General features: G+C 70.4%; 25 protein-coding genes and 1 riboswitch. Of the genes, 7 read left to right on the forward strand and 18 right to left on the reverse strand.

Annotated features, from left to right (window positions below; translation table 11 throughout):
• The first annotated feature begins 40 nt into the window (after nt 1–40).
• The gene (locus tag AB0C75_RS18105) at nt 41–1,000 is read left to right on the forward strand and encodes a DMT family transporter (protein WP_362891847.1); all 960 of its coding nucleotides are present in this window, start codon (nt 41–43) and stop codon (nt 998–1,000) included.
• Here the strand turns inward: AB0C75_RS18105 and AB0C75_RS18110 are convergent.
• On the reverse strand, nt 991–2,322 hold the full coding sequence (locus tag AB0C75_RS18110; protein ID WP_362891849.1) for an aminotransferase class I/II-fold pyridoxal phosphate-dependent enzyme: 1,332 nt from the start codon (nt 2,320–2,322) through the stop codon (nt 991–993). The two genes, AB0C75_RS18105 and AB0C75_RS18110, sit on opposite strands and share 10 nt — an antisense overlap.
• A 35-nt stretch (nt 2,323–2,357) precedes the next feature.
• Between AB0C75_RS18110 and AB0C75_RS18115 the strand changes: the two genes are divergently transcribed.
• The gene (locus tag AB0C75_RS18115) at nt 2,358–3,056 is read left to right on the forward strand and encodes a pyridoxamine 5'-phosphate oxidase family protein (RefSeq protein ID WP_362891851.1); all 699 of its coding nucleotides are present in this window, start codon (nt 2,358–2,360) and stop codon (nt 3,054–3,056) included.
• A 37-nt stretch (nt 3,057–3,093) separates the two neighbouring features.
• Here the strand turns inward: AB0C75_RS18115 and AB0C75_RS18120 are convergent, their stop codons facing one another.
• The 4 genes from AB0C75_RS18120 to AB0C75_RS18135 all read right to left on the reverse strand — a co-directional run bounded on the left by AB0C75_RS18120 (nt 3,094) and on the right by AB0C75_RS18135 (nt 6,667).
• A complete protein-coding gene (locus AB0C75_RS18120) occupies nt 3,094–4,050 on the reverse strand; it encodes a DMT family transporter (RefSeq protein WP_362891853.1) in 957 nt (318 codons plus the stop codon).
• Nucleotides 4,051–4,204: 154 nt separating this feature from the next.
• A complete protein-coding gene (locus AB0C75_RS18125) occupies nt 4,205–5,230 on the reverse strand; it encodes an EamA family transporter (RefSeq protein ID WP_362891855.1) in 1,026 nt (341 codons plus the stop codon).
• A gap of 67 nt (nt 5,231–5,297) precedes the next feature.
• Complete coding sequence (locus AB0C75_RS18130) at nt 5,298–5,843, reverse strand: Clp protease N-terminal domain-containing protein (RefSeq protein WP_362891857.1); 546 nt, start codon at nt 5,841–5,843, stop codon at nt 5,298–5,300.
• A gap of 224 nt (nt 5,844–6,067) precedes the next feature.
• Nucleotides 6,068–6,667, reverse strand: coding sequence for a PadR family transcriptional regulator (locus tag AB0C75_RS18135; RefSeq protein ID WP_362891859.1), 600 nt, complete (start codon nt 6,665–6,667; stop codon nt 6,068–6,070).
• A gap of 359 nt (nt 6,668–7,026) precedes the next feature.
• Here AB0C75_RS18135 and AB0C75_RS18140 point away from each other — a divergent pair, with 359 nt between their 5' ends.
• Nucleotides 7,027–8,031, forward strand: a complete 1,005-nt coding sequence (locus AB0C75_RS18140) for an SDR family NAD(P)-dependent oxidoreductase (RefSeq protein WP_362891861.1) — start codon at nt 7,027–7,029, stop codon at nt 8,029–8,031.
• A gap of 78 nt (nt 8,032–8,109) precedes the next feature.
• Nucleotides 8,110–8,976 (forward strand): PhzF family phenazine biosynthesis protein, encoded by an 867-nt coding sequence (locus AB0C75_RS18145; RefSeq protein WP_362891863.1) that lies wholly within the window; start codon nt 8,110–8,112, stop codon nt 8,974–8,976.
• Between the two features lie 24 nt (nt 8,977–9,000).
• Here AB0C75_RS18145 and AB0C75_RS18150 read toward each other — a convergent pair whose 3' ends face one another.
• Nucleotides 9,001–9,780, reverse strand: coding sequence for a type II CAAX endopeptidase family protein (locus AB0C75_RS18150; RefSeq protein ID WP_362891865.1), 780 nt, complete (start codon nt 9,778–9,780; stop codon nt 9,001–9,003).
• A gap of 103 nt (nt 9,781–9,883) precedes the next feature.
• Nucleotides 9,884–11,389 (reverse strand): glutamate-cysteine ligase family protein, encoded by a 1,506-nt coding sequence (locus tag AB0C75_RS18155; RefSeq protein ID WP_362891867.1) that lies wholly within the window; start codon nt 11,387–11,389, stop codon nt 9,884–9,886.
• 501 nt (nt 11,390–11,890) lie between these two features.
• Between AB0C75_RS18155 and AB0C75_RS18160 the strand changes: the two genes are divergently transcribed.
• Nucleotides 11,891–12,496, forward strand: coding sequence for a hypothetical protein (locus AB0C75_RS18160; RefSeq protein WP_362891869.1), 606 nt, complete (start codon nt 11,891–11,893; stop codon nt 12,494–12,496).
• A gap of 289 nt (nt 12,497–12,785) precedes the next feature.
• Nucleotides 12,786–12,992: a DUF5999 family protein gene (locus AB0C75_RS18165; RefSeq protein WP_362891871.1), complete on the forward strand. Its 207-nt coding sequence runs from the start codon at nt 12,786–12,788 to the stop codon at nt 12,990–12,992.
• Between the two features lie 96 nt (nt 12,993–13,088).
• Here AB0C75_RS18165 and gcvP read toward each other — a convergent pair whose 3' ends face one another.
• Entirely contained in the window at nt 13,089–15,974 is a 2,886-nt protein-coding gene (gcvP, locus tag AB0C75_RS18170) for an aminomethyl-transferring glycine dehydrogenase (RefSeq protein ID WP_362891873.1), read from the reverse strand.
• Nucleotides 15,975–16,166: 192 nt separating this feature from the next.
• A riboswitch (glycine riboswitch) is annotated at nt 16,167–16,262 on the reverse strand.
• 133 nt (nt 16,263–16,395) lie between these two features.
• On the opposite strand from gcvP, the gene AB0C75_RS18175 reads away from it, so the two are divergent.
• Nucleotides 16,396–16,767, forward strand: coding sequence for a PRC-barrel domain-containing protein (locus AB0C75_RS18175; RefSeq protein WP_362891875.1), 372 nt, complete (start codon nt 16,396–16,398; stop codon nt 16,765–16,767).
• Here AB0C75_RS18175 and AB0C75_RS18180 read toward each other — a convergent pair.
• The 10 genes from AB0C75_RS18180 to AB0C75_RS18225 form a co-directional block, all read right to left on the reverse strand.
• Nucleotides 16,689–18,170 carry a DNA polymerase IV gene (locus tag AB0C75_RS18180; RefSeq protein WP_362891876.1) on the reverse strand — a complete coding sequence of 494 codons (1,482 nt, stop codon included), beginning with the start codon at nt 18,168–18,170 and terminating at the stop codon, nt 16,689–16,691. The genes AB0C75_RS18175 and AB0C75_RS18180 overlap by 79 nt on opposite strands.
• Nucleotides 18,171–18,245: 75 nt before the next feature.
• Nucleotides 18,246–18,863: a MerR family transcriptional regulator gene (locus AB0C75_RS18185; protein ID WP_362891878.1), complete on the reverse strand. Its 618-nt coding sequence runs from the start codon at nt 18,861–18,863 to the stop codon at nt 18,246–18,248.
• Between the two features lie 169 nt (nt 18,864–19,032).
• Nucleotides 19,033–19,506 (reverse strand): bifunctional nuclease family protein, encoded by a 474-nt coding sequence (locus AB0C75_RS18190; RefSeq protein ID WP_006123076.1) that lies wholly within the window; start codon nt 19,504–19,506, stop codon nt 19,033–19,035.
• A 53-nt stretch (nt 19,507–19,559) separates the two neighbouring features.
• Nucleotides 19,560–20,303 (reverse strand): MerR family transcriptional regulator, encoded by a 744-nt coding sequence (locus tag AB0C75_RS18195; protein ID WP_362891880.1) that lies wholly within the window; start codon nt 20,301–20,303, stop codon nt 19,560–19,562.
• A 42-nt stretch (nt 20,304–20,345) separates the two neighbouring features.
• Nucleotides 20,346–21,122, reverse strand: coding sequence for an FHA domain-containing protein (locus AB0C75_RS18200; protein WP_362891882.1), 777 nt, complete (start codon nt 21,120–21,122; stop codon nt 20,346–20,348).
• Between the two features lie 190 nt (nt 21,123–21,312).
• Nucleotides 21,313–22,176 carry a DUF881 domain-containing protein gene (locus AB0C75_RS18205; RefSeq protein WP_362891884.1) on the reverse strand — a complete coding sequence of 288 codons (864 nt, stop codon included), beginning with the start codon at nt 22,174–22,176 and terminating at the stop codon, nt 21,313–21,315.
• Between the two features lie 5 nt (nt 22,177–22,181).
• Nucleotides 22,182–22,514, reverse strand: coding sequence for a small basic family protein (locus AB0C75_RS18210; protein ID WP_003970459.1), 333 nt, complete (start codon nt 22,512–22,514; stop codon nt 22,182–22,184).
• Complete coding sequence (locus AB0C75_RS18215; RefSeq protein ID WP_362891886.1) at nt 22,511–23,431, reverse strand: DUF881 domain-containing protein; 921 nt, start codon at nt 23,429–23,431, stop codon at nt 22,511–22,513. Before AB0C75_RS18215 ends, AB0C75_RS18210 begins: the two co-directional genes overlap by 4 nt.
• A gap of 96 nt (nt 23,432–23,527) precedes the next feature.
• Nucleotides 23,528–26,023: a mannose-1-phosphate guanyltransferase gene (locus AB0C75_RS18220; protein WP_362891888.1), complete on the reverse strand. Its 2,496-nt coding sequence runs from the start codon at nt 26,021–26,023 to the stop codon at nt 23,528–23,530.
• A 113-nt stretch (nt 26,024–26,136) separates the two neighbouring features.
• On the reverse strand, nt 26,137–26,745 hold the full coding sequence (locus AB0C75_RS18225) for a CDP-alcohol phosphatidyltransferase family protein (RefSeq protein ID WP_362891890.1): 609 nt from the start codon (nt 26,743–26,745) through the stop codon (nt 26,137–26,139).
• Nucleotides 26,746–26,939 lie beyond the last annotated feature (194 nt).

Consider the following 26,939-nt stretch of genomic DNA (forward strand, 5'->3'; position numbering starts at 1 on the left):
CTCACTTGTTCTACGCGGTCCGGGTCGGCATGGTGGACGCATGAGCGCTCCCGCCGCACCGAGAATCCGGCCGCCATCCGACACCTCGCTCCCCGCTCCCCCGGCGCCGCGGCCGGTCCTGGACTGGCGGGTCCGCTTCGCCGCACTGTCGCTCATCTGGGGTTTCAGCTTCCTGCTGATCAAGGTCGGCACCGACGGGTACGCCCCGTTCCAGGTGACGTTCGGCCGGTTGCTGTCCGGCACGGCGGTACTCGCCGTCGCGATGGTGGTACGCCGCGAACGCCCACCCCGCTCCGGCCGGACCTGGGCCCACCTCTTCGTCGCCGCGTTCTTCCTCAACGCGCTGCCCTTCTCGCTCTTCGCGTACGCCGAGCTGACCATCCCGTCCACCCTCGCCGGGATCTGCAACGCGACCTCACCCCTGTGGGGCATGGCGCTCTCCCTGGTCGCACTCTCCGAGGACCGGCCCACCCGCCGCCGCGTCGCGGGGCTCGGCCTGGGTTTCATCGGCGTACTGACGGTGCTGGGCGCCTGGCAGGGCTTCACGGGCCTGGATGTGACGGGTACGGCGATGGCCCTGCTGGCCTCCCTCAGCTATCCCGTCGGCTGGATCTACGTCCGGCGCACCCTGGCAGGCACAGACTCGTCCACGCTGGCACTGACAGGTAGTCAGCTCTTCCTCGGCACCGCGCAACTGGCCCTGGTAGTGCCCCTGTTCACCACAACGCCCGAGCGCTTCCCTCTGCTGCCCACGCTCGCCGTGGTCGCCCTGGGGGCGCTCGGAACCGGACTCGCCGTCCTCCTCCAGTACGGCCTCGTGCAGGAAGTGGGCCCCACGACCGCCCAGATGGTCACCTACTTCATCCCGGTGATCGCCACGGCGGCCGGAGTGACCCTGCTCGGTGAGCAGTTGAGCTGGAACACCCCGGTGGGTGCCCTGGTGGTCATCGCGGGCGCCGCGCTCACCCAGCTCCGCCCCCGGGCGGCCACTCAGCCGTAGCTCACCGGGCGGACGGGTGTCACCGCTGCCGCCACCGCGTCGGCCAGCGGCTCGATGTCGGCGGCGGACAGCGTCGAGACGGTCAGGCGCACCGCCTGCGGCGAGGCCATCCGGAACCGCGCACCCGGGGCCACGGCCCAGCCCGCGTGCAGCATCCTGGACACCGCCCCGGTCTCGTCGCTCACGGGTACCCACACATTCATCCCGGTCCGTCCGTACGCGGGGATGCCCCGCTCCCCCAACGCCCGTGCGAGTGCGTCACGGCGCGCCGCGTAGGAGCGGGCGACGGCCGCCGTGTCGACCGCCCCCGTCGCCCACAGGTACGCCACGGTCCACTGCAGAAGTCCGCTGACCCAGCCGGGCCCCAGGCCCTGACGCCCCGCCACCCGGTCCACGGTGAGCCCGTCACCGGTGAGCACGGCGAGGCGCAGGTCGGGTCCGTACGCCTTGGAGGCGGACCGCACGAAGGCCCAGCGCTCCGTGACCCCCGCCAGGGGGTGCACCGGCAGGTCGACCATGGCGTGGCCGTGGTCGTCCTCGATCAGGAGGACGCCCGGGTGCTCCGCGAGGACGGAACGCAGCTCCGCCGCACGCTCGCTGCTCACCGTGGCACCGGTCGGGTTCTGCGCCCGGTCGGTGACCACCAGGGCCGCTGCGCCGTCCCGCAGCACCCGCTCCACCTCCCCGGGCAGCGGGCCCTCCTCGTCCAGCGCCATCGGTACGACGCGCATGCCGAGCGCCGGGACGAGGTCGAGCAGGGCGCCCCACCCCGGATCCTCGACGGCCACCGCGTCGCCGGGCCTGAGGTGCGCGGCGAGCACGCGCTCGATCGCGTCGAGGGCTCCGGAGGTGACCGCCAGCGGGCCCGCGGGCACACCGTCGGCGTCAAGACCGGCTCGTGCGAGCTCCGCCAGCCGGGGGACCACAGCCGCGTCCCCGTAGCGGCTCGCCCCACCGACGTACTCCTTCGCAGCCGTCGCCAGTGCCTCGCCGAGGTCCGGCAGCAGGGCGGGGTCGGGGTTGCCGTCGCCCAGGTCACGCACGCCCGCGGGGACCTCGACCCGGAGCGAACCGCGCGCCGTGCTCGCGGGGCGCGGCCGCACCCGGCTCCCCCGCCGCCCCGCCGTCTCGATCACCCCGCGCTCGCGCAGAGTCCGGTAGGCGGCGGCCACCGTATTCGGATTGACGCCCAGCACGGCCGCCAACTCCCGCATGGGCGGCAGCACATGGCCGGGTGCGAGGTCACCCGCTGCGACGCCTCGTTCCACACTCGCGGCAATGTCGGATGCACGCCGCCCACTGATCCGATACTCTCCTAGCACAAAGTCAACTATGCACTAGTGCAATGGAGTACGCAATGCCGGACACCACCACACCCGACGGCACCGGCCTCCCCGAGGCCGCCGGAGCGTACGACCCGACCGCGCGTACGGTGCCGAGCCGCGCCAAGCAGCGCGCCTCGTACGACCACGCGACGGTCCACTCGATACTCGACACGGCCTGTCTCTGCCATCTGGGCTTCGTCCGGGACGGGGCACCCGTCGTCCTCCCGACCCTCTTCGCGCGGGTCGGACAGCGGCTGTACGTCCACGGCTCGACCGGATCGCGTCCGCTGCGCGAGACGGGCGCGGCTGATCCGGGCCTCGCCGTCTGCCTGACCGTGACGCATCTGGACGGCCTGGTGCTGGCGCGTTCCGCGTTCCACCACTCGATGAACTACCGCTCCGTGGTGGTCCATGGCATCGCCAGGACGGTGACCGACCCGGAGGAGCGCCGCACCGCGCTCGACGCCATCGTCGACCAGGTCGTGCCCGGCAGGTCGAAGGACTCCCGCCCCGCCGACGCTAAGGAGCTCGCGGCGACCGCGGTCATCCGCCTGGACCTTGAGGAGGTCTCCGCCAAGATCCGTACGGGCGGCCCGAACGACGACCCCGCGGACCTCTCGCTGCCGCACTGGGCGGGCGTGGTCCCGCTGACCCCCGGATACGCGGCGCCTGTGCCGTCCGACGACCTGGACCCCGCGATCCAGGTGCCGGACTACCTCACCGCGCTCTGAGACCGCCGGCCGGCCCGCGCCCCGTGAGCGGGCCGGGTCAGGCCACCACGGCGGCCCTGCGGCGGGCGGCCGCCGCGCCGCGTGTCTCGGCGAAGGCGAGACCCGCAACAGCCGTGAGCAGGAGCAGCGTGCCGATGACCGTGGCCGCGGTGAGCCGCTCCCGCAGCACGGTCACCGCGATGACCGCGGCGCTCACCGGTTCGAGAAGCATGATCACGGAGACGGTCGCCGAGCGGACCACCGCGGCGCCCGCGAAGTAGAGGGCGTACGCGAGCGCGGTGGGCACCGCCGCCACATAGGCGAGCAGCCACAGCACCTCGCCCGTCTCGGCGGTGTGCGGTACGAGGCCTTCGGCCGCCGCCATGGGCAGCAGGCCCACGGCGCCGATACCGAAGGCCCATGCGCTCGTGGCGAGGGAGTCAACCGCCGCACCGTCCCGCCCGAGCCACCGGGTCAGCAGGGTGATCGCCGCATACCCGGCGGCGGACAGCACCGCCAGGAGCAGCCCCGTGGGCCGGACTTCGGCCCGCTCGCCGCCGAGCACCAGTACGACGAGACCGACGAGCGCGCCCGCCACGGCGGCGAGACCGCCCCTGCCCAGCCGCTCCCCCATCGTCAGCCGCGCGCCGACCGCGATGAGGACGGGCCCCGCACCCAGCGTGACGACGGTGCCCACGGCAAGCCCGGTCGCCTCGACCGCCGCGAAGTAGGCGCTCTGGAACACGGTGAGACCGATGCCGGTCCCCAGGATGCGCAGCAGCCTCCGACGACGCGACTCGGCGGGACCGCGGCGGCGGCGGGGGCGCAGCGCGAGCGCCCCGGCCAGCAGGACGAGGCCGCCGGCGCAGCGCCAGAACGACAGGGCGAGCGGCCCGAGATCGCTGATCCGGAAGAGCAGGGATGCGGCCGCGCCCGCCGTACCCCAGGCGATACCGGCGACGACGAGATAGACAAGGCTCCGCCCGACGGGCAGGCCGGAAACAGGGTGGGACACGTGACGCTCCAGAAGAAGAGTGGTGGTCGCTCGGCTCCGCGCGCGGGCAGCGACGAACCGCTCGGGACCTGCCCGAGCCCGGTCTTCGTCCGGAGTGGCCGCCTCGCGCTAAGCGACGGGAGGCGGAAGTACGGTCAGCGTCATGATCGGCACCCTACGACGACGGGGGAGGCCGGAACAACTCACCCTCGGCACCGGCCGACTCGGGCGTCTGAGCCGCCGGGACGCCCGCTCCCGATGCCACCGGCCCCGACGGCGGCCTGGGTGCGGACGACTGCGCGATCAGGGCGCCGAGCAGCACCACTCCGCCACCCACGAGCTGAGGCGCTGAGAGGTGCTCGCCCAGCAGCACCCAGGCGAGCACGGTCGCGATGACCGCTTCCAGACAGGCGACGACGCCCGCGACCTGAGGCGAGAGCAGTCGCACCGACACCACGCCGGTGGCGTAGGCCAGCACGGTCGCGAGCAGCACGATCCAGCCGAGCAGCAGCCAGGCGGGGACGTCGTGCCCGTCCATGTCCGCCGTGCCGCCGAGGACCGCCCAGTCCATGGCCCAGGGCCCGGCCACCACCGTGAGTACGGCCGCGCCGGCCAGCAGTCCGTACGCGATCACGCCCACCGGGTTGGGAGGCCGGGCGTCCGCCGTGCGCCCGTGGCCCGCGCCCTGGTCCGACAGGACGAAGTAGCCCACCTGGCAGCAGGCCGCACCGAGGGCGAGCGCCAGTCCGACCACGTCGAAGCTCAGACCCGCCCACACCTCGACGACGCAGGCGAGCCCGCCGACCGCCAGCACCACACCGGCAGCGGCGGCGCGGGTCACGGGCCGCCGCTGCACGAAACGCACCCAGCCGAGGACGAGTGCGGGGGCCAGATACTCGATGAGGAGGGCGACACCGACCGGGATGCGCGAGATCGAGGCGAAGTAGAAGGCCTGCACCCCGGCCACGGCGAACAGCCCGAAACCGGCCAGCAGTACGGGCCGCTCCCGCACCAGGCGCCGGTGCCGCCAGGCGACCGGCAGCATGACGAGGGCGGCGCCGGTCACCCGTAGCCACACCACGTGCAGCGGGTCGAGCCCCGCCTCGATCAGCGGCTTCGCCGCAACCCCTGAACCGCCGAATGCGAGGGCCGAGGCGAGGGCCAGGCCCAGACCGGCGCTTCTCCCCTGAGTCGCGTGCATCGGCACATCATGACAGCAGGCGTCAGTAGCGTCACCCCTGTGACACCTGTCCGCCGGGTGGTCATGATCACCCCTGCGGGCCCCCGGCCGCCGCACGGTCCCGCGCGCGGGCACGCAGCCGCTCGACCTCTACGCCGGCCCGCTGAAGCACCTCGACCGCACGGCAGCGGGAATCCGCGACCAGCGCCGCCAGCAGACCGAGGCCGTCGGCATGCCGCTCCCCGCGCCGAAGCGCGTCGCGGGCGGCGCGGTCCATGGCCGCTGCCGCCGAGGGCGACCAGCCCTCGCCCGCCGGTTCCCGTACGGCGGGGAACGCCCCCGAGTCCTCCTGCGTGCCCTGCCAGCGCAGGCCGTATCCGATGCTGCGCTGGACGAGATACCCGAGCACCCTGGCCAGCTGCGGCCCTCCCTCGAAGGCCTCCCGTACCTCCGGGTCGGACTCGACGAGGGAGTGCAGGAGATGCGCCGTGTCGACATGGCGGTCGCCGTCGCGCACCGCCCGCCTGCGCGCGCCCGTCACCACCGCGGTCATCGCGGCACTCAGCCCGTCACCTGCCCACGAGGCGTGGTTCGGCGCGGCTTGCTCGGGGATCCCTGACGTCCGGAATTGCACCTCTCCACCCCATCAGTCCCGGACGGCGAAAACATCCCCGTCACGGCCCATCCGTCATCCCGCGGAAGGCGGGGAACAGTAGGGGGTTGTCATCCCTGGGGATGAGAACGCGCCACTAGGGGCAGGACATCGGCCACGCAGGAGGCACATCCGGCACACGCGCGAGGCGCATGAGGAAGGGCCCCGCGACGGGGGCCCTTCTCCAGCTGCTCGTACCGCACGGCTCAGTGCTCGTCGGCGAGGATCAGGTAGAGCTTCTTGCGGGCGTCGTTGATCACCGCGAGAGCCTTCTCCCGCTGGTCGGCCGAGCCGGTCTTCCAGACCTGACCGAAAGCCTCCATGAGGCCGAATCCGGCCTGCCGGATCTCGTTCACGCCCTCCCAGTCGACACCGCGCCCAGCCTCTTCCCAAGGGGCGTCCGGGCCGGACTCGGCCTCGCTGCGGCCGAGGTCGGTGAGGGTGAACAGCTTCTTGCCGCCCTCACTGGCGCTGATGATCAGACCCTCGTCCTCCAGGAGCTGGAGGGTGGGGTACACCGAGCCGGGACTGGGCTTCCAGGCCCCGCCGCTGCGCTCGCCGATCTCCTGGATCATCTCGTAACCGTGCATCGAGCGGTCCTTGAGCAGCGCGAGGATGGACGCACGTACGTCGCCGCGCCTGGCCCTCCCCCGCCCGCCTCCGCGGCCACCGCGCCCGCCGCCGAAGGGTCCGCCACCGAAGGGCGGTCCGAACGGGCCGAACGCGGGCCTGCCGCCTTCGAAGTCTCCCCTGCCCGCGCCTCGGCGCCCGGGGCCGTATCCGTGGTCGTTTCCATGTGAACGCATGACTGCGCTCCTCTCATCATCGTAGTCACGCGACTCTTCTTTGAACGGTCGCGATGTCTCAACGATATATCGCAAGCTATCGCCTGGCAAGCCTCCTGGTGAAGGCCTGTCCCCTGCCGCCGAAGGGGACCGATCGCCGACGAAGTCGGACCGAACGCAATGTGTGCCACCGGAGTCGCACCGCCGCAGGTCAAGGGCGATGCGCCACTGCCGGCGCAATGTCGGTCGGCTGTCGGTGGGGACCGCGGCCTGTCTGCGAGATGTCGGTGGCGTCAGGGACGGTGGGAACTGGGCCTGGCCGACTGCGCATGTGCGGTCCTGCCCGCCTCCAGACCACACCGAGCCTCCGGGAGCACGCCATGCCCTCCGTACCCCAGGTCCCTCAGTGGGACGTCCACCGGCTGCCCCGCTCCGAGGGAAGGAGCTATCTGGTCACCGGCGGCAACGCGGGCATCGGGTACTTCGTCGCCGAGCAGCTCGCCGGCACCGGGGCCATGGTCGTTCTCGGTAGCCGCGACAGGGCGAAAGCCGCAGACGCGATCGCTTCCATCCGCTCGCGCGTCTCCGGTGCCAGAGTGAAGCACCTGCCCCTGGACCTGGCCGATCTCGCCTCGCTCAAGGCATCCGTGGACGCGCTCGGGCTGGATCGTCTCGACGCCGTCGTCCACAACGCCGGCGTCGCGCTCGACCATCCGCCGCGCCGCGAAACCACGGAAGGCCACGAGCTGATGCTCGCAACCAACCATCTGGGGCACTTCGCGCTGACCCACCACCTGACGCCCCTGCTCACCGCAACCCCGGGGAGCCGGATCATCACCACCGGCAGCTTCGCCGCCAAATCCGAACGCCTTGACCTCAACGATCTCCAGAGCGCGCACGACTACCGGCCCAAGCGCGCCTACGCCCGGTCGAAGTTGGCCCAGATGCTCTTCGCTCTCGAACTCGACCGCCGCCTGCGTTCGGCCGGCAGCACGACACTGAGTTTGGTCGTGCATCCCGGCGGCGCGCTCGACTCCCTCACGCCTTCGCGCCCGCCCTTCCATGTCCGGACCGCCGGCGAGCGGCTGCGCCATTTGCCGCTCGGCCTTCTCGTCCAGGGCAAGGACGCTGCCGCGTGGCCCGCTGTTCGGGCCGTGCTCGACCCGGGCGTCCGCGGCGGCCAGATGTGGAGCCCCCGGCAGTTCGGGCTGCGCGGCAAGCCCGAAATCGAACCTCTCTGGAACCACCTCACCGACACCACGACCGCGGCACGCCTATGGGCGGCCAGCTGCGACCTGATCGGCAACGACCTGACGTTCACCGCGCCGACGAGGTCCGGTGGGACTGAAGGCCCGGCGACGGGGCGCGGCGAAGTGGACGGCTGACCGAACGACCCGCCCCCGGGCCGCGGATCCGTGATTGGCCTTGGACCGTGGGGAGCCGCCCCGCCTACGGTCGGCTGCATGAAGATCCGCATCGTCGACGCGTTCACCGACCGGCGCTTCGCCGGCAACCCCGCCGGAGTCGTGTTCCTCGGCTCCGGGGGCTTCCCCGAGCCGGACCGCCTTCAGCGCGTGGCGCGCGAGGTCAACCTCTCGGAGACGGCCTTCGCCCACCCGCTACCGCCGGGAGGGGAGGCGGACTGGGCGCTGCGCTGGTTCACCCCCACCACCGAGGTCGATCTCTGCGGGCACGCGACGCTCGCCGCCGCCCATGTCCTGCACACGTCCGACATGGCGAGCGGCACCGTGCGCTACGCCACCCGCTCCGGCGTCCTGCGCACCACCGCGCACCAGGACGGCTCCCTGACGCTGGACTTCCCCACGGCGCCGCTGACAGCGGTGGACCCGCCGACCGGGCTGACGGACGCCCTCGGCCTGTCCGGCGTCTCCGGCGTCTCCGAGCGGTCCGGCAGCTCCGCCGGCTCCGTCCGCTCCATCCACGACACAGGGGAGCGCGTCGGCGACCTCCTGGTGGAGCTGGCCGACGAGGCGGCCGTACGGGCGCTGAGGCCGGACTTCCCCGCGCTCGCCTCCTGCTCCCGGCGAGGCGTCATCGCCACGGCGGCAGCCGCGGATCCCGCGAGCGGGTACGACTTCGTCTCGCGCGGCTTCTTCCCCGGGGTCGGCATCGACGAGGACCCGGTGACCGGCAGTGCCCACACCGCTCTGGCGCCCTTCTGGTCGGCCCGCTTCGGCCGCGACGACCTCGTCGGTCTCCAGGCCTCCGCGCGCTCGGGCCTGGTCCGCACCTCGCTGCGCGGCGCACGCACGCTGCTCACCGGCAGCGCCGTCACGGTGATCGAGGGGGAGCTGCTCGGCGGACTCTGAGGACCGCGGGAGCTGCCCGCCCCGTCATGGGGTGGGCAGCCAGTCCACCTTCCCGGCGAGCAGCGCGTATCCGACGAAGGCCCCGATGTCGATCAGCGCGTGCGCCACGACCAGCGGTCCGACCCGCCCCCAGCGCCTGTACAGCAGGACGAAGACGACACCCATGGCCAGGTTTCCGATGAAGCCGCCGATGCCCTGGTACAGGTGGTAGGAGCCGCGCAGCACGGAGCTCGCCACCAGGGCGGCCATCGGCGTCCACCCCAGCTGCCCCAGCCGTCGCAGCAGGTAGCCGACGACGATGACCTCCTCCACGACGGAGTTCTGCACCGCGGAGAGGATCAGTACGGGGAATTTCCACCAGACGTCGGGCAGTGACTCCGGGACCACCGTCAGGTTGAATCCCGCGGTCCGCGCCACCAGATAGAAGGCCAGCCCCACGCTGCCGATCCCCGCCGCGACCAGGGTGCCCCGGCCCAGGTCGGGCCAGGGCCTGGTGCGGTCGAGGCCGAGGGCCCACAGACCGGCCCTTTCCCGGATGAGCAGGTGTGCCACCAGCGCGACCGGCACCAGGGCGGTGGCGATGCCGAACAGCTGCCAGGCGAGGTCAAGCCACGGCCGCCCTATGGCGTAGGAGCCGTTGAGCGTGGCCGCCTGATCCTTGAGTCCCCCGGGTTTCGTCAGCGACCCGATGAAACTGATCAGGGCGGACACCCCACTGGCCCCGAGTGAGAGAGCCAGCACGAGCAGCGTCTCCGAGCGGAGGATCCGCCGGGACACCCCCTCGTGAGGAATGGATTCAGCCACGCGCCCCGCCTCCACCTGTACCCCTGCCGTCAGCCATGCGTCCGTACGTCGTCATAGCTTGCCCGACCGGGCCTGGGCGGCGGGACACCGGCCCGCGTCCCGCTCAGGGCGCGGGGAAACCGACGGGCCAGGTGTGCACCGGCTCCCCCGCCTGCATCAGCTCGCCGTAGCGCCGGGTGGTGGCCGCCAGGGCGGCCTCCCGTCCGAGGCCCGCCTCCAGGGCGCGGTGATAGGTGTCGACCTGCCAGGAGGCACCGTTCACCCGGAGCCGGCAGCGCTCCTCGATGACGCCGAGGTAGAGGTCACGGTCCGAGGGTTCGATGTTCCAGGCATCAAGCCCGGCGGCCGCGAGCGGCAGCAGTTCGTCCCGTACGAGCTTGGTCGCGGGCACCTTCGCCACGCCGCCGGAGCGGCCGGGACGCGGCCACAGCAGCTCGGCGTCGATCCCGTGGCGGCACGCGGCGTCGAAGTTGGCGGCCGCCGCCTCGAAGGGGAGCCTGCTCCACACCGGCCGGGACTCGTCGGCGAGCGCGCGCACAAGACCGTAGTAGAAGGCGGCATTGGCGATCACGTCGACGACCGTGGGGCCGGCGGGCAGTACGCGGTTCTCCACCCTCAGATGGGCGACACCGTCGGCGAGCCCGTACACCGGCCGGTTCCAGCGGTAGACCGTGCCGTTGTGCAGGGAGAGTTCGGCCAGGCTCGGGACACCGCCCTCGTCGAGGACCCGCAGGGGGTCCTCCTCGTCGCAGATCGGCAGCAGGGGCGGGAAGTAGCGCACGTTCTCCTCGAAGAGCTCGTACGCCGAACCGATCCAGCGCTCCCCGAACCACGTCCTGGGCCGCACCCCCTGATTTCTGAGTTCGGGCGGTCGCACGTCCGTGGCCTGCTGGAACAGCGGCGGCCTCGACTCGCGCCACAGCTCCTTGCCGAAGAGGAAGGGAGAGTTGGCTCCGAGGGCGATCTGTACGGAAGCGATGGCCTGGGCCGCGTTCCAGACGTCCGAGAAGCGGTCCGGTGTCACCTGCAGGTGCAACTGCACCGAGGTGCACGCCGATTCGGGGGCGATCGAGGCGGAGGTCGACACCAGTCGCTCCACGCCCTCGATGTCGAGGACGAATTCCTCGCCGCGGGCGGCCGCCATTTGCTCGTTGAGCAGCGTGTAACGATCGCCGTCCGACAGGTTCGCCGAAACCACGTCGTCGCTGCCGAGGGTCGGCAGGATGCCGATCATCACGATCCCCGCGTCCACCTCGGCGGCCTTCCGGTGAGCATATGCGAGCCCCGTACGCAACTCCTCCGCGAGCTGATCGAATACCCGGCCGCTCAGCCGGTGGGGAAGAATATTCACCTCCAGGTTGAACATCCCGAGTTCCGTCTGAAAATCCCGGCTCGCGATGCGCTGGAGCACCTCCGCATTTCGCATCCTCGGCATGCCGTCCGGTCCCGCGAGATTCAGCTCGATCTCCAGCCCCATGAGATTCCTGGGCCGGTCGAACCTCTGCTCCGACAGGAGCCTCTCCAGCCCGGCCAGGCACTGGGTGAGCTTCTCGCGGTACGCCTGCCGATCGGAGGCGGCAAAAGCGCCCGCCACGACCTTCTCGCCCATCGAAGGGTCCCTCCTCGAGTGGGCGGCCCGCGGCACAGGCCGCTCGTATCACGATCGATAATGCCCCGACGAGATGATCCGTAACGCCCCCGGCGGCCCCGCACACCCAGTAGTCTGGTGACCGAAGCCGGAGGCACATTCCGAAGGCATGGGGCATATGCAGTGTGCCTGATCGAGTTGCACGGTGGAAACACCGACGAGTTTCAGCCTACCGCCGGGTCGGAGAAGTGCCTGGGGATGAGGGTCGAGAGCGGATCGAACCCACATGAACCACACAATTCAAAGGCCGAAATCTCTCTTGCGGGCAATATGGGGGACGGGTAGCCGAAACACCGTGTGAACATTTGTCGTATAAACTCTGCGAACGAGGCAGAGATCTGACGGAGTTGACGCACCGGCCCGGCCGTCCCGTCACCGGCCTTCCTCTGGCCCCGCACGCCGACAGCGCCGTCTGCACCCGCCCACGCATCACCGTGTCTCCGAAGTGAGAGGCGACCCACTATGCCGCTGCATGTTTCCCCGGCCCCAGCGCCCGCACTGCGCAGCGTTCTCGCGGCACTCGGTTCTCCCACCGCAGTCCGCGAGGCCCACACGCCCGCTCTCCGGTCCGTCCAGGGATCGCTGAGCCCCGAACTCCCGCTTCCCGTCCACGTACTGGACCGGATCGTGCCGAACGACGCCGCACCGCGCACCCGCCTCGCCGGCTGGCGCTTCCTCGTCCGCAGCGGTGAGCGCGCCGTCGCCGCGGCGGACACCATGCTCACCGCCGACGGCTGGACCTTCTCGCACTTCTTCGAGGGCCCCTACATCGCCTCCACCGAACTCGCCGTACGCCAGGCGGAGTCGACGGCGACGCACTACCAGCCGCGTCTGCTGTCGGTGCCCGAGCTGTACATGCTCACGCTGTGGCTGCACCACGACGTCGACGCGGACGCGGGCGGCGGCACACTCGCACCGACCGACGTACTGGTGCCCCTGGCACCCGCTCCCCCGGGCATCACGGCACACCGCCCGCACCCGGTCGCGGACCTGCTCCCGGTGATGACTCTGCGTGTCACCCCAGCACCTCTCCCGGACCTCCCGGGCCTCCTCGGCTCGCCCGCCTGACCCTCATGCCCCACGCGCCCCTGCCGGCCCGCCCGGCGGGGGCGCGCAGCTACCCGTCCGGACTAGTCCGGTCCGGTCACCCCGAATCATCCGAACGGACAGCACAGTTGAACCGAACCGTCCGGCCGGGTGATGCGTCTCGGACGGAGAACAGCCGCTGCCGCGAAATCCCTGCGGAGTCAGGTCCGTAGGGCAACACTGGGACCGGACCGACCTGGCAGGGCGGCGGCCACTGAACGCGTCGCCCGAGCGCAGGACACGCGAACCGACGCAGCGAAAGAACCCACCCATGTGCCAGCACCAGCCACCCTGCCCGACCGCTGACTCCAACGACCGGGAAGCCGCCCGCCTGATGGCCCACCACCCGGAACAGGGCTGGAGCCTGCTGTGCAACGGCGTCCTGCTCTTCGAGGACACCGGTGAGCTGCTCCCGGACGGGCAGATCGTCGCCCCGCACCGCTCGCTGAGGAGCGGCAAGGTGGTGAAAGCCGCCTGAGCACGGCGGACAGCACCGCGGACAGCAAGGCGAACCGAACACGAGGGGCCGGCCCGGAGAAGTCTCCGCACCGGCCCCGACGCGTGTCCGCGGTGCCTACTGGTCGTACTCGTCCAGCGGCGGGCAGGAGCACACCAGGTTGCGGTCACCGAAGGCGCCGTCGATCCGGCGCACCGGCGGCCAGTACTTGTCCGAGGGGGTCACACCGGCCGGGAAGACCGCCTCTTCACGGGTGTAGGCGTGGGTCCACCCGCCACCGAGCGCCGCAGCCGTGTGCGGGGCGTTGCGCAGGGGGTTGTCGTCCGCGCTCCACTTACCGGAGGCGACCTTGTCGATCTCGCCGCGGATGGCGATCATCGTGTCGCAGAAGCGGTCCAGCTCGGCGAGGTCCTCACTCTCGGTCGGCTCGATCATCAGCGTCCCGGCGACCGGGAAGGACATGGTCGGCGAGTGGAAGCCGTAGTCGATCAGCCGCTTGGCGATGTCATCGATGGTGACGCCGGTCGCCTTGGAGACCGGTCGCAGGTCGACGATGCACTCGTGCGCGACCAGACCGGCCGGGCCGTTGTAGAGGACCGGGAAGTGCGGTTCGAGACGCTTGGCGATGTAGTTGGCCGCGAGCACGGCGACCTGCGTCGCACGCTTCAGGCCCTCGCCCCCCATGAGGCGCACGTAGGCCCACGAGATCGGCAGGATGCCGGCCGAGCCCCACGGGGCGGCCGAGATCGGGCCGACACCGGTCTCCGGACCCGCGGCGGGCTGGAGCGGATGGTTGGGGAGATACGGCGCCAGGTGGGCGCGCACACCGACGGGGCCGACACCCGGGCCGCCGCCGCCGTGCGGGATACAGAAGGTCTTGTGCAGGTTCAGGTGGGAGACGTCGCCGCCGAAGTGGCCCGGCTTGGCGAGACCGACCAGCGCGTTGAGGTTGGCGCCGTCCACGTACACCTGGCCGCCGGCATCGTGCACCTCCCCGCAGATCTCGGCGACGTGCTCCTCGAAGACTCCGTGCGTGGAGGGGTAGGTGATCATGAGGACGGCGAGCTCTTCGCGATGGGCCGCGATCTTGGCCCTGAGGTCCCGCACGTCGACCTCGCCGTCGTCGGCGGTCTTCACCACGACGACCTTCATGCCGGCCATGACGGCGCTCGCGGCGTTGGTGCCGTGCGCGGATGACGGGATCAGACAGACGGTGCGCCGGTCGTCGCCGTTGGCCCGGTGGTACGCGCGCACCGCAAGCAGGCCGGCGAATTCGCCCTGCGAGCCCGCGTTCGGCTGGATGGACACGGCGTCGTAACCGGTGACCTCGGCGAGACGCTCCTCCAGCTCCCTGATGAGGGTGAGGAAGCCCTCGGCCTGCTCGGCGGGCGCGAAGGGGTGCAGCGCACCGAATTCGGGCCAGGTGATCGACTCCATCTCGGCGGTCGCGTTGAGCTTCATCGTGCAGGAGCCGAGCGGGATCATGCCGCGGTCCAGCGCGTAGTCGCGGTCGGCGAGCTTGCGCAGGTAGCGCAGCATCGCCGTCTCGGAGCGGTGCTGGTGGAAGACCGGGTGGGTGAGGACCTCGTCGCCGCGCAGGAGCCCGTCGGGCAGCGCGTCGGCCGCCTCGGCGTCCAGCGTCTCGATGTCACCGCCGGCCCCGAAGGCCGCCCAGACGGCCTCGATCCGGCTGCGGGTGGTGGTCTCGTCGCAGGCGACGGAGACATGGTCGGCGTCGACGAGCCGGAGGTTCACCCCGCGCTCACGCGCGTCGGCGACCACATCGGCCGCGGTGCCCGGCACACGGACGGTGAGGGTGTCGAAGTACGCCTCGTGCACGACCTCGCTGCCCGCGGCCCGCAGGCCCTGGGCCAGGATGGCGGCGAACCTGTGGGTGCGCCGGGCGATGGTCCGCAGCCCGTCGGGCCCGTGGTACACGGCGTACATGCCCGCCATGACGGCGAGCAGCACCTGGGCGGTGCAGATGTTGCTGGTGGCCTTCTCGCGGCGGATGTGCTGCTCGCGGGTCTGCAGCGCCAGCCGGTAGGCCTTGTTGCCGTCCGCGTCGACGGAGACACCGACGAGGCGGCCGGGCAGGCTGCGGGCGAACTTCTCGCGCACGGCCATGAAGCCTGCGTGCGGTCCGCCGAAGCCCATCGGGACACCGAAGCGCTGGGTGGTGCCCACGGCGACGTCCGCGCCCAGCTCTCCGGGCGAGGTGAGTAGCGTCAGGGCCAGCAGGTCGGCGGCGACGGAGACGACCGCGCCCAGTTCGTGCGCCTGGTCGATGACGGGCTTGACGTCGCGTACGGCGCCGGAGGCTCCGGGGTACTGGAGGAGCACACCGAAGACACCGCGCTCGGCGACCTCGGCCGGGATGCCCTCGGAGAGATCGGTGACGACGACCTCGACACCGGTGGGCTCGGCGCGGGTCTCGATGACCGCGATGGTCTGCGGCAGGGTGTCGGCGTCGACCAGGAAGACACCGCCCTTGACCTTGCCGACCCGCCGCGCCAGCGCCATGGCCTCGGCGGCGGCCGTGCCTTCGTCGAGCAGCGAGGCGCCCGAGGTCGGCAGGCCGGTGAGGTCGGCGACCATGGTCTGGAAGTTCAGGAGAGCCTCGAGCCGCCCCTGCGAGATCTCCGGCTGGTAGGGCGTGTAGGCCGTGTACCAGGCGGGGTTCTCCATGACGTTGCGCAGGATGACCGGCGGGGTGAACGTGCCGTAGTAGCCGAGCCCGATCATCGGTGCGAGCACCTGGTTACGGTCGGCGAGGGTGCGCAGCTCGGCCAGGACCTCGGCCTCGGTGCGCGCCTGGGGGAGGTCCAGCGCCTCGGCACTCCTGATCACGTCGGGCACAGCGGCGGCGGTGAGCTCGTCGAGGGAGCCGTAACCGACCTGGGCGAGCATCTTCGCCTGCGCCCCGGCATCGGGCCCGATGTGGCGCTGCTCGAACGGAATGCCCTGCTCCAGCTGGGAGAGCGGAGTGCGACGGGGGGTCATGATGGAGGCCTCCTGGTCTGTGACGACCTGCGAGGGGAGCCACGGCGTGGCTGCCCGAACGGCCTCCCCCTCTGTCATCTCGACCTGAGAGCTTCACCAGCACGCCCTGGGGCATACCGGCTTTCACCGTCGGTGAGGACGGTGCCCGGCGCGGCACGTGCCGCACGGTCCCGCCCTGCTTTCCAGAGTGACCTCGTCCGTGCGGTACGGGGGCCTGAGAGATTCCGGGGAGGAGTTGCTCCTTCGGCGCCTCCGGATCGCTCCGGAGGACTCTCCCGCACAGGGTCAGCAGCCGTCTTCCAGCCTACCAGCGGGGTAGGGGCGGGCCGTCTCGAGTGGCCGACTGCCCGGATCTGTCCTTTCGTAGTGCCTGTGGAGCAGCCGCGACCACCTGATGCAGCCGTGACCAGTGGGAGGCACCGTGCAGACGGACATCGATCCACGCAGCCTGATCGGCCGCAAGGCCTTCGACCGGCAAGGTGCCAAGATCGGAACGGTGGACGAGGTCTATCTCGACGACGCCACCGGGGTCCCCGAGTGGGCCGCCGTACGCACCGGGCTCTTCACCCGGGACGCGTTCGTCCCCCTGGAGCCGAGCGAATTCGTCGACGGCACTCTCGTGATCCCCTTCGAACGGGCCCTGATCAAGGACGCTCCCGACTTCGGTGTGGGCCGCCATCTCTCACCCGAGCAGGAACTCCAGCTCTACCGTCACTACGGTCTGGACGTCTCCTCCTCCGACGTCCCCGGCCCCGACAGGGATTTCGGCAAGCTCGCCGGCCACGAGGAGTAGTCCACCGGGTCACGCACCAGGCGCAGCGGTTCGGCCGGCCGCAGCCGCGGATCGTCGATCCTGAACGTGCGCACCCGGCCGGGCGGCGACCACGGCTCCTCGAAGCGCACGGTGACCCGGCCGACGCCACTGCCCTGCACCCAGCCGTGGCCGTGCTCCTCGTGCCGTACGTCGTGACCGGCCGGCCAGCGCCGCGAGGCCAGGGGCTCCTCGCTCTCGCCCGCGTCCGCCCCGGCCGCCGCCCCCTCCCCCGCACGCTCCCCTGCCGGCTCCCGCTCGTCCGGCTCCGGGGCCGCGGCCGCGGCGGACTCCTCGGCGGCGTGCTGCGCGTCGGCGGCCTGCGCGAAGAGGTCCTCCTGTGTGAAGTCCGCCAGGCCCGTGACACCGACTCCGAGCAGCCGGACGCCGCCGGTCGTGTCCACGGCCTCCAGAAGCCGCGCAGCGGCCTCCCTGACCACCGTGGGGTCGTCTGTGGGGCCGCGCAGCGTCTCGGATCTGGTGAGCGTCGAGAAGTCGTAGCGGCGGACCTTGAGGACGACGGTGCGCCCTGACCGGCCGGCGCCCCGCAGCCGCTGGACGCACCGGTCCGCGAGCCGCTCCACCTCCGACCTGACGCGCACACGGTCGTGCAGGTCCACGTCGAAGGTGTCCTCGACCGACACGGACTTGGCGTCCCGCTCGGCGACGACGGGCCGGTCGTCGTGGCCCAGGGCCATGCGGTGGAGCGCGACGCCGTGCGCCTTGCCCAGCAGCCGCACGAGCTCCGCCTCGCCCGCCTCCGCCAGGTGACTGACGAGGGTCATCCCCGCACGCCTCAGATGGTCACCGGTGGCGGGCCCCACGCCCGGCAGGATGCGCACGGACATGGGCGCCAGGAGCTCCCGCTCGGTGCCCGGCTCGATCAGCAGCAGCCCGTCGGGCTTCGCCTCCTCCGAGGCGATCTTGGCCAGCATCTTGGAGCCGGCCAGGCCGACGGAACCACTGAGTCCGGTGACCGCTCCGATCACGGTGCGCAGCTGCTCGCCGATCGCACGCGCGGACGCGGAGTCGTCGGCGACCCCGCCGGCCTCCAGGTCGACGAAGGCCTCGTCCAGGCTGAGCGGCTCGACGAGCGGCGACAGCCGCCCGAGCAGCTCCATCACCTGGTCGCTCACCGTCCGGTAGAGCGCGAAACGCGGAACCAGATAGGCCGCGTTGGGAGCGAGACGCCTGGCCTGCGCCATCGGCATCGCCGAGTGCACACCGAAACGCCGCGCCTCGTACGACGCGGTGGCGACCACGCCGCGCGTCCCCAGGCCGCCCACCACCACCGGCTTGCCGCGCAGGCTCGGCTTCGCCGCCTGCTCCGCAGAGGCGTAGAAGGCATCCATGTCCAGATGCAGGATGGTGGGCGCGGCTCTCACATGGACCGATGCTGCCCTACGCCACTGACAACCGCCCCACCCGGCGCACGCGTCGCGCCGTGCCGCCCCGGTGGCTCAGCCCGCGCGATTGCGGCGCCGCGCCAGTTCATCGGCCGGGTTGTGGCCGATCAGGGTCTCCCCCGTGTCGACACGCTCCCCGTGGAGCTGGGACAGCGCCGCGTCGACGTCACGCCAGACCACACCGACGGCGATACCGAAGACGCCCTGGCCGCCCTGAAGGAGATTCACGACCTCGTCGGGCGATGAGCACTCGTAGACCGTCGCCCCGTCACTCATCAGGGTCATCCGCTCAAGATCCGTGAATCCGCGGGCCCTGAGGTGCTGGACGGTGGTCCTGATGTTCTGCAGAGCGACACCCGTGTCCAGGAACCGCTTGACGATCTTGAGGAGCACCACGTCCCGGAAACTGTAGAGACGCTGTGTCCCCGACCCGTACGCCGGACGTACGCTCGGCTCCACGAGCCCCGTACGCGCCCAGTAGTCGAGCTGTCGGTAGGTGATCCCGGCCGCCGCGCACGCTGTCGGCCCCCGGTAGCCGATGTCCCCTGCCACTGCCGCACCGTCCGCTGCCACCACTGCCGGCTGAACCGGCTGTCTGATGGAGTGGTCGGCCGCACTGCCGTGCTGCCGGTACGGCCCACCCACAGCCGTACCGTCGCCGCTGCTTCTCACGCCGACCTCCGTCCTTGACCTGCCACCTCGAAGGTAGGCAGTCACCAGGGGTGCGTCAACGATCGCCACACTCGGCACGCCGAGTGATAACCACCCTGAGGGTGGTTTCCCGTGACTGATTACCGGGAACGGCTTGTCGGATGCGCTGGCACCACCACCGCGGACGGGGTCACTGACTGTTGGTGCCGAAGTCCTCCGGCGAGATCTGGTCGAGGAACTCGCGGAACTTCTCCACCTCGTCCTCCTGCTCGTCCGGGATCGCGATGCCCGCGTCGTCCAGCACCCCGTCACTGCCGTAGATCGGCGTGCCGGTGCGCAGGGCGAGCGCTATGGCGTCGGAGGGACGCGCGCTCACCTCGACCCCGCTGGCAAAGACGAGCTCCGCGTAGAAGACCCCTTCTCTCAGGTCCGTGATGCGGACCTCGGTGAGCTCCTGGCCCACGGCCTCGAGCACATCCTTGAAGAGATCATGGGTCAGCGGCCTGGCCGGAGCCATGCCCTGCTGGGCGAAGGCGATCGCGGTCGCTTCCCCAGGGCCGATCCAAATAGGGAGGTACCGGTCGCCTCCCACTTCACGCAGGAGCACGATCGGTTGGTTGGAGGGCATTTCCACCCGGACACCCACAACGTCGAGCTCGTTCACACAGCAACCCTAGGACGTGCCCGCCATGTTTGGATAGTCGGGCTCCTCCGCCCTCAGAGGAAGCTTGCCTTCAGGGCGGTCTGCACGAGCGCGGCGTGGAGCCGGACGGAAAGCTCCGCGAGCTCCTTCGCCGTGGCCTCCGCATGGGCTCTGGTCTGCGGATTCCGGTGCCGGCGCAGGGGAGCCACCACCTGCTCGACCAGCCCGGCCTCACGCTCGGCGGCTGCCTTGACGGCCCGCAGATGCCGAGGTTCGAGACCGAATCTGCCCAGATCCGCCACCAGCCGCGCCACGGTCACCGCCTCGGCGTCGTAGCTCCCGCCGGTGGCCGGCACGATCAGCCCGTACGACTCCCACTCGACGAGCTGCTCCTCGGTGGCCCCGGTGGCGGCCAGGAGCTCGGCGCGTCCGATACGGCCGGCAGTGGCCTGCCCCGGGTCCTGGCCCCCGGGAGGACCGGTGGGATCGCTCCGGCCGCCACCGGCCGGCAGAGCGGCCTGCTCACCCCGTTCCACGGCCTCCAGGTGCTCACGGATGACCTTGAGCGGCAGGTAGTGGTCCCGCTGCATGCGCAGCACCTGCGCCAGCCGCTCGACGTCGGCAGGGCCGAACTTCCGATAGCCCGACGGCGTTCGCTGGGGCTCGATGAGCCCCTCCGTCTCCAGGAACCGGATCTTGGAGATCGTGACTTCGGGAAATTCGTCGCGCAGCTGCGTGAGCACCGTACCGATGCTCATGGCGCGCTTGCCCGCGGCGGCGGTGCCGTGACCGGCACCGCCTGTCGGTGTTCGCAGCATGGACCTTCCTGGGGGTCTCCCCGGACGCCGTCCGGGGGAGAGTCACACGCCCCGCTGGCTCGCGTAGAAGACCAGCCGGTACTTTCCGATCTGGACTTCGTCGCCGTTGGTCAGCGCGACGGAATCGATCCGCTCGCGGTTGACGTAGGTGCCGTTGAGGCTGCCGACGTCGCCCACGGTGAAACTACCGTCCGCACCCCTGTGGAACTCCACATGGCGCCGCGACACGGTCACATCGTCGAGGAAGATGTCGCTCTGCGGGTGGCGGCCTGCCGTCGTCAGGTCGCCGTCCAGCAGGAAGCGGCTGCCGGAGTTCGGGCCTCGGCGCACCACGAGCAGCGCTGAGCCTCCAGGCAGGGCGTCGACCGCGGCCTGGGCCTCCGGGGAGAGCGAGGGGACGGCCGTCTGGCCCGTCGCCTCGGCCTCGTACGCCTCGATACCGGAGATCGAGATGGTCGAGGTCGTCTCGGAGGCACGCTCGGGCACGCCGCCCCTCAGCGGCGCACCGCAGTTGGAACAGAAACGGCTGGCCTCGGCATTGCGATGCCCGCACCTCGTACAAACCGGCATGGACGAGCCCTCCGGAGCGGGGGCGAACCCTCCACCCGTACTTGAGGTCGATGGTTCCCCAGAACCTATGCGCCCTGCACCTCCGGGGTCAACGGACGACGCGCCGGAGCCGGCGCCCTGGACCTCGTCGCGGAAGAGCGGGCGCTCCGAGCCCTGCTCCTCGGCACTCTGACGTGGAGCGCGGTGGCGGGCAGCGCTGTTGCTGTCCTCGCGGGCGCTCTTTCCGAACAACTTCGCAAACAACTTCACGGGCGTTTCCCCTTGACCGAAATAGACCCGCCCGTGGGGCAGGACGAACCCTGAATGAACACACCTGCCGACCCGGACATTCTCACAACGTCCGTATCCACCCGACAGTTTCCACCACACGTCACCGATCCGTTGCGCCGACCCCCCGCAACCTGGTGCCCGTGTCCTTCGAGCACGGCGCGACACCGCCTCACCGCGACGACGACCGAGCGTGATCAGGCTGCTTCGCCGGCCGCAGGGCGTCCACGACGATGTCGTCGGCACGCACCACCTCCGCCGTGGCCTGCTCCTTCTCGAGCGTCTGCACCACACCTCCAGGGATGTTCAGCGCCGGCTCCAGGTCCTGCGGCTTGCCGATGACCTTGAACTCGTAGGGGGCCTCGACCTTCCGGCCGTCGACCCTCAAGTCTCCGGCATCACCGGAGAAATAGGTGTTGGCCACCACCCGTACACCATCGATCTCGATGGCCTCGGCGCCCGCCGCGCGCAGCTCCTGGATGGTGTCCAGGAGCATGTCGGGCTCCACCGAACCGGCCGGGTCGCTGATGGTCAGGGTGATGCCTGGGCCGTGCGCGGCGACAGTGCCCGCGAGGATCCCGAGCTGCCGCTCCTTCTCGAGCGTCTGCTTACGGGCCTCCTCCGCCTGGTCCGAGCTGTTCTCCAGCTCCGTGCGCTGGTCGTCGAGGCGCTGCTTCTCGTCCTCGAGACGCTGGGTGCGGTTGTCCAGCTCGTCGAGGATGCGCACCAGGTCCTCCTGCCGGGCTCCACGCAGCGCGCTGTTGTCGCTGTTCGACCTCACCTGGATGGCCAGGCCGAGACCGAGGACGAACAACAGGAGCGCCACGATCAGTTGGGCCCTGCTCACCCTCGGCGGCCAGAGACCCGCGCGCAGCCGCTGACGCCCCGAGGCCCCCTCGGAAGGGGCAGGCCGGGACTGCTCGGGGCCGGGCGCCGACGCAGGCGTCTCGGGCGGGAGCGCCCCGGCGTGGTTCACGCCGCGCCACTGTTCCTTGTCGGGCCGCTGCTCGTCGTCCGGGTTCTGTTCGTTGCTCATCGGCCTCACGCCCGGAAGACATGCCGGCGGATGGCCGCGGCGTTGGAGAAGATCCGGATGCCGAGCACGACCACCACACCGGTGGAGAGCTGGGCCCCGACGCCCAGTTTGTCGCCGAGGAAGACGATCAGCGCGGCCACCACGACGTTCGACAGGAACGACACCACGAAGACCTTGTCCACGAAGATTCCGTCGAGCATGGCCCGCAGACCACCGAAGACGGCGTCGAGCGCGGCCACCACGGCGATCGGCAGGTAGGGCTCGACCACCGCCGGAACTTCGGGCCGGACCAACAGTCCGACCACGACTCCCACGACGAGGCCCAGTACGGCGATCACGATGTGCCCTTCCCTGTGTCTGCCGCACCACTGCCCGTGTCTGCGGCCTGAGGCTCTGCTGTACGTACGATCAGGCTGGGCGCCGCCGGAAGGCGCACCTTCTCCTGTTCGGAGAGGCTGGTGCGGACGTCGAAGCCATCGTGCAGCGCCTGAAGATACTGGCCGTCCGCACTGTTCCGGAAGGCGGTGGCGAGCTTCTTGCCTTCCCCCACCGCCTGCACCGTGTACGGCGGCACGAGCGGCCTGTTGTCGACCAGTATGGCGTCGCCGGCTGCCCGGATCGCCGAGAGGGCCGTCAGCCGCTGCCCGTTGATGGCGACCGCCTCGGCGCCCGACTGCCACAGCCCGTTGACGACGCGCTGCATGTCCCGGTCGCGTACACGTCCGGTGTCGGCGAAACCGGTGGACTCGCGGGGTCCGCCACCGCCCTGGTCGGTGTCCTCGGCGTCGTCCACGACCAGCTTGATGCCCGGCCCCTCCACGGCGGTGGCCCCGGACAGCAGCGCCACCAGACCACCCTGGTCCCCGCCGTGCTTCTGGAGTGCCTTGCGCTGCCGCTCGCCGACGTCCTTGCGCAGCTTCTCGACATCCGCTTCGAGCGTGTCAGCCGTGGCTGTCTCGGCGTTCACCCGGTCGATGAGCTCTTCGCGTTCCTTGGCCACGACCGGGGCCGCGACCCTGGCCTCCGCGGCACCGAGCGTCACGACGAGAGCCGCGAGCACCAGGCCGGCGGCGAGGCCGAGCTTCGCCTTCAGTGTGCGCGGCAAGCCGTCGCGGCCCTCGGACCTGCGCCGAGCCGATGCCTCGGCGTATCCCTCGTCGAGGCTGTGTTCCATCACCGTGGTCAGCAGCGACATGGACGCGTCGGGGCGAGGACGCGGCGGGGCGCTGCTCCGATCGGGGGGCGGCTGCGACATGCCGCACATCGTCGCACGTCATGCCTGCTACCGCCGAATGGCCCCACCGTCGGTCCGGAAGCCATGACATCCGGCTTCCGGACCGGGGTCGTCCGCTCAGTCGCCCGCGCTGTCCACGACCGCCGCCCACTCGTCGAGGAGCGCCTGGGCCGAGGCGTCGTCGGGGCCCTCCGCCCACAGATGCGTGACCGCTTCCGCACGGTCGGGCAGCACCATCACCCAGCGGCCGTCGGTCTCGACGACGCGCACCCCGTCGGTGGTGTCCACACTGCGCTCCCCCGCGGCCTCCACCACCCGGCGCATGACGAGCCCCTTGACCGCCCACGGGGTGGCGAGGTCCCGGCGCAGCACGTGCGCACGAGGGATACGGGCGTCGATCTGGCTCAGGGTGAGCTGTGTCCTGGCCACAAGTCCGATGAGCCGGACGAAGGCCGCCGCACCGTCGAAGACGCTGCTGAACTCCGGGATGATGAAGCCGCCACGCCCGTCGCCGCCGAAGATGGTGGTGTCCTCACGACCCACCCGGGTCAGATCGTCGGGTGACGTGGTCGTCCACTCCACCTGCGTACCGTGGTACGCCGCGACCTGCTCGGCGACACGGGTGGTCGTGACCGGCAGAGCCACCCGTCCGCTCCTGCGCTCGGCGGCCACGAGGTCCAGCATGACCAGCAGGGCCCGGTCGTCCTCGATGATGCGGCCCCGCTCGTCCACGAGGGACAGCCGCTCACCGACGGGGTCGAACCGCACGCCGAAGGCGGCCCGCGCGGACGACACGATCTCGCCCAGCCGCACAAGACCGGCCCGTCGGGACTCGACGGACTCGGTGGGACGGGACTCGTCGAGTCCCGGGTTGATCGTCAGCGCGTCCACACCGAGGCGTCCGAGCAGGCTCGGCAGAACAAGACCCGCGCTGCCGTTGGACGCGTCCACGACCACCTTGAGGCCGGCGTCGGCGATGCCTCCCGTGTCGACGTTGCGGAGCAGTGACCCGGTGTAGGAGTCGAAGACGCTCGACGGGAAGTGAAGGTCACCGATCTCACCGGGGAAGGCCCGGCGGAATTCCTGACGGGCGTAGACGCGGTCCAGCTTCTTCTGACGTGCCTGGGAGAGGTCGGATCCCCGCTCGTCGAAGAACATGATGTCGACCGAGTCCGGCACCCCCGGGGACGTACGGATCATGATGCCGCCGGCGCTGCCCCGCGCGGTCTGCTGCCGGGCGACGGGCAGCGGGACGTTCTCCAGGTCGCGGACGTCGATGGCACTGGCCTGGAGGGCCGAGATGACCGCTCTCTTCAGCGCGCGCGCACCACGGGAGTGGTCACGCGCGGTCGTGACGGTCGCGCCCTTCTTCAGGGTCGTGGCGTACGCGCCGGCGAGCCGGACGGCGAGCTCCGGGGTGATCTCGACGTTCAGGATCCCCGAGACTCCGCGGGCACCGAAGAGGTGCGCCTGCCCGCGCGACTCCCAGATCACCGAGGTGTTGACGAAGGCACCGGCCTCGATGGTCTTGAACGGGTAGACGCGGACATTGCCCTGAATGATCGACTCTTCGCCGACCAGACATTCGTCGCCGATCACGGCGCCGTCCTCGATACGCGACGCCCGCATGATGTCGGTGTTCTTCCCGATCACGCACCCGCGCAGATTGCTGTGCTCCCCGATGTACACGTTGTCGTGCACGACCGCGCGGTGCAGGAATGCGCCCGTTTTCACGACGACGTTGGAGCCCACGACGGTGTGTTCGCGGATCTCGGCACCGGCTTCGATCTTGGCGTAGTCACCGATGTACAGAGGCCCCCGCAGTACCGCGTCGGGATGGACGTCAGCCCCTTCCGCCACCCACACTCCGGGCGAGATCTCGAAGCCGTCCAGCTCCACGTCGACCTTGCGCTCCAGCACGTCGGCCTGGGCCTTCACATAGCTCTCGTGCGTGCCGACGTCCTCCCAGTAGCCCTCTGCGATGTAGCCGCAGATCAGCTTGCCTTCCTTCATGAGCTGGGGGAACACATCACCGGACCAGTCCACGGAGGTGTCGGCCTGGACGTAGTCGAAGACCTCGGGCTCCATGACATAGATGCCCGTGTTCACCGTGTCCGAGAAGACCTGGCCCCACGTCGGCTTCTCCAGGAAGCGCTCCACTTTCCCGTCTTCGTCCACGATCGTGATGCCGAATTCGAGCGGGTTCGGGACTCGGGTGAGGCACACCGTGACGAGTGCGCCCTTCTCCTTGTGGAATGCGATGAGATCCGTGAGGTCGAAGTCGGTGAGGGCGTCGCCGGAAATCACCAGGAAGGTATCGTCCTTCAGGGCTTCCTCGGCGTTCTTGACGCTTCCCGCGGTACCGAGTGGCTTCTCCTCGTTGGCATAGCTGAGCTCCATCCCGAGCTCTTCGCCGTCGCCGAAGTAATTCTTGACGAGAGAGGCGAGGAACTGGACGGTAACGACTGTCTCGTTGAGCCCATGCCTTTTGAGTAGCCGCAGCACATGCTCCATGATCGGCCGATTGGCCACTGGAAGGAGCGGCTTGGGCATGCTCGAGGTCATGGGGCGAAGGCGGGTGCCCTCACCGCCTGCCATCACGACGGCCTTCATGTCGGAAACGTCCTCCTTGAAGAGACGACGGTCGAGCCGACTTCACCCGTCGGGGCACCACCACAGCACATCCGGTGCGGGCCGGCGACTTTGCGCGGCCCCACATCAACGAGCTAATCGGCTACTTGATCCGCCTTGACGAGACGGCGGACCTGGACCACGTAGAGGATCCCTGCCCACCAGTAGAGGGTTGTACCCCACCCAGCGAACGCCCATCCGAAAATGGTGCCCAGCGAAGCTAGCCAACCACTTCCGTCGCTGAGCAGCAACAAGGGGAAGGCGTACATCAGGTTGAATGTTGCAGCTTTTCCTAGGAAGTTCACCTGGGGCGGCGGATAGCCGTGCCTCCGGAGGATTCCTACCATCACGAGGAGCATCAGCTCACGGGCGAGGAGGGCCGCTGTCAGCCAGAGTGGCAGGATCTCTCGCCAGGTGAGCCCGACGAGGGTCGAAAGAATGTAGAGGCGGTCGGCGGCCGGGTCCAGAAGCCGGCCGAGGTTGCTGATCTGATTCCACCGGCGGGCGAGCTTGCCGTCGAGGTAGTCACTGACACCGCTCAGCATCAGAACCAGCAGGGCCCAGCCGTCGCTGTTGGACCCGCCGAACACGGGGCGGAGAATCAGCCACAGGAAGAGCGGTACGCCGACGAGGCGAGCCATGCTGAGGATGTTGGGGATGGTGAGTACTCGGTCCGTCTGAACTCGAGTCTCCTGGACCTCCACCCGGGGGCCTCCTGTGAAGAACGTGCCAATGATGCCCCCTGACCTTACCCTCAGTCCCCGAGCACCGGTGCACAGGGGTGGAGGAAGGGGCTGTGGAATGCAGAAAAGCCCCGTGCCACAAGGGCACGGGGCTAGTCCGTAATATTTGTTCGGCGGCGTCCTACTCTCCCACAGGGTCCCCCCTGCAGTACCAT

It is taken from the genome of Streptomyces sp. NPDC048565, assembly GCF_040650935.1.
Classification (GTDB): domain Bacteria; phylum Actinomycetota; class Actinomycetes; order Streptomycetales; family Streptomycetaceae; genus Streptomyces.

What these genes read in the sequence shown, in the direction of transcription:
- AB0C75_RS18155 (WP_362891867.1), bottom strand. Translation starts at nt 11,389, where the DNA reads ATGGGCGAGAAGGTCGTGGCGGGCGCTTTTGCCGCCTCCGATCGGCAG.
- AB0C75_RS18115 (WP_362891851.1), top strand. Translation starts at nt 2,358, where the DNA reads ATGCCGGACACCACCACACCCGACGGCACCGGCCTCCCCGAGGCCGCC.
- AB0C75_RS18205 (WP_362891884.1), bottom strand. Translation starts at nt 22,176, where the DNA reads ATGAGCAACGAACAGAACCCGGACGACGAGCAGCGGCCCGACAAGGAA.
- AB0C75_RS18125 (WP_362891855.1), bottom strand. Translation starts at nt 5,230, where the DNA reads ATGCACGCGACTCAGGGGAGAAGCGCCGGTCTGGGCCTGGCCCTCGCC.
- AB0C75_RS18145 (WP_362891863.1), top strand. Translation starts at nt 8,110, where the DNA reads ATGAAGATCCGCATCGTCGACGCGTTCACCGACCGGCGCTTCGCCGGC.
- AB0C75_RS18105 (WP_362891847.1), top strand. Translation starts at nt 41, where the DNA reads ATGAGCGCTCCCGCCGCACCGAGAATCCGGCCGCCATCCGACACCTCG.
- gcvP (WP_362891873.1), bottom strand. Translation starts at nt 15,974, where the DNA reads ATGACCCCCCGTCGCACTCCGCTCTCCCAGCTGGAGCAGGGCATTCCG.
- AB0C75_RS18140 (WP_362891861.1), top strand. Translation starts at nt 7,027, where the DNA reads ATGCCCTCCGTACCCCAGGTCCCTCAGTGGGACGTCCACCGGCTGCCC.
- AB0C75_RS18195 (WP_362891880.1), bottom strand. Translation starts at nt 20,303, where the DNA reads ATGCTGCGAACACCGACAGGCGGTGCCGGTCACGGCACCGCCGCCGCG.
- AB0C75_RS18215 (WP_362891886.1), bottom strand. Translation starts at nt 23,431, where the DNA reads ATGTCGCAGCCGCCCCCCGATCGGAGCAGCGCCCCGCCGCGTCCTCGC.
- AB0C75_RS18160 (WP_362891869.1), top strand. Translation starts at nt 11,891, where the DNA reads ATGCCGCTGCATGTTTCCCCGGCCCCAGCGCCCGCACTGCGCAGCGTT.
- AB0C75_RS18135 (WP_362891859.1), bottom strand. Translation starts at nt 6,667, where the DNA reads ATGCGTTCACATGGAAACGACCACGGATACGGCCCCGGGCGCCGAGGC.
- AB0C75_RS18220 (WP_362891888.1), bottom strand. Translation starts at nt 26,023, where the DNA reads ATGAAGGCCGTCGTGATGGCAGGCGGTGAGGGCACCCGCCTTCGCCCC.
- AB0C75_RS18165 (WP_362891871.1), top strand. Translation starts at nt 12,786, where the DNA reads ATGTGCCAGCACCAGCCACCCTGCCCGACCGCTGACTCCAACGACCGG.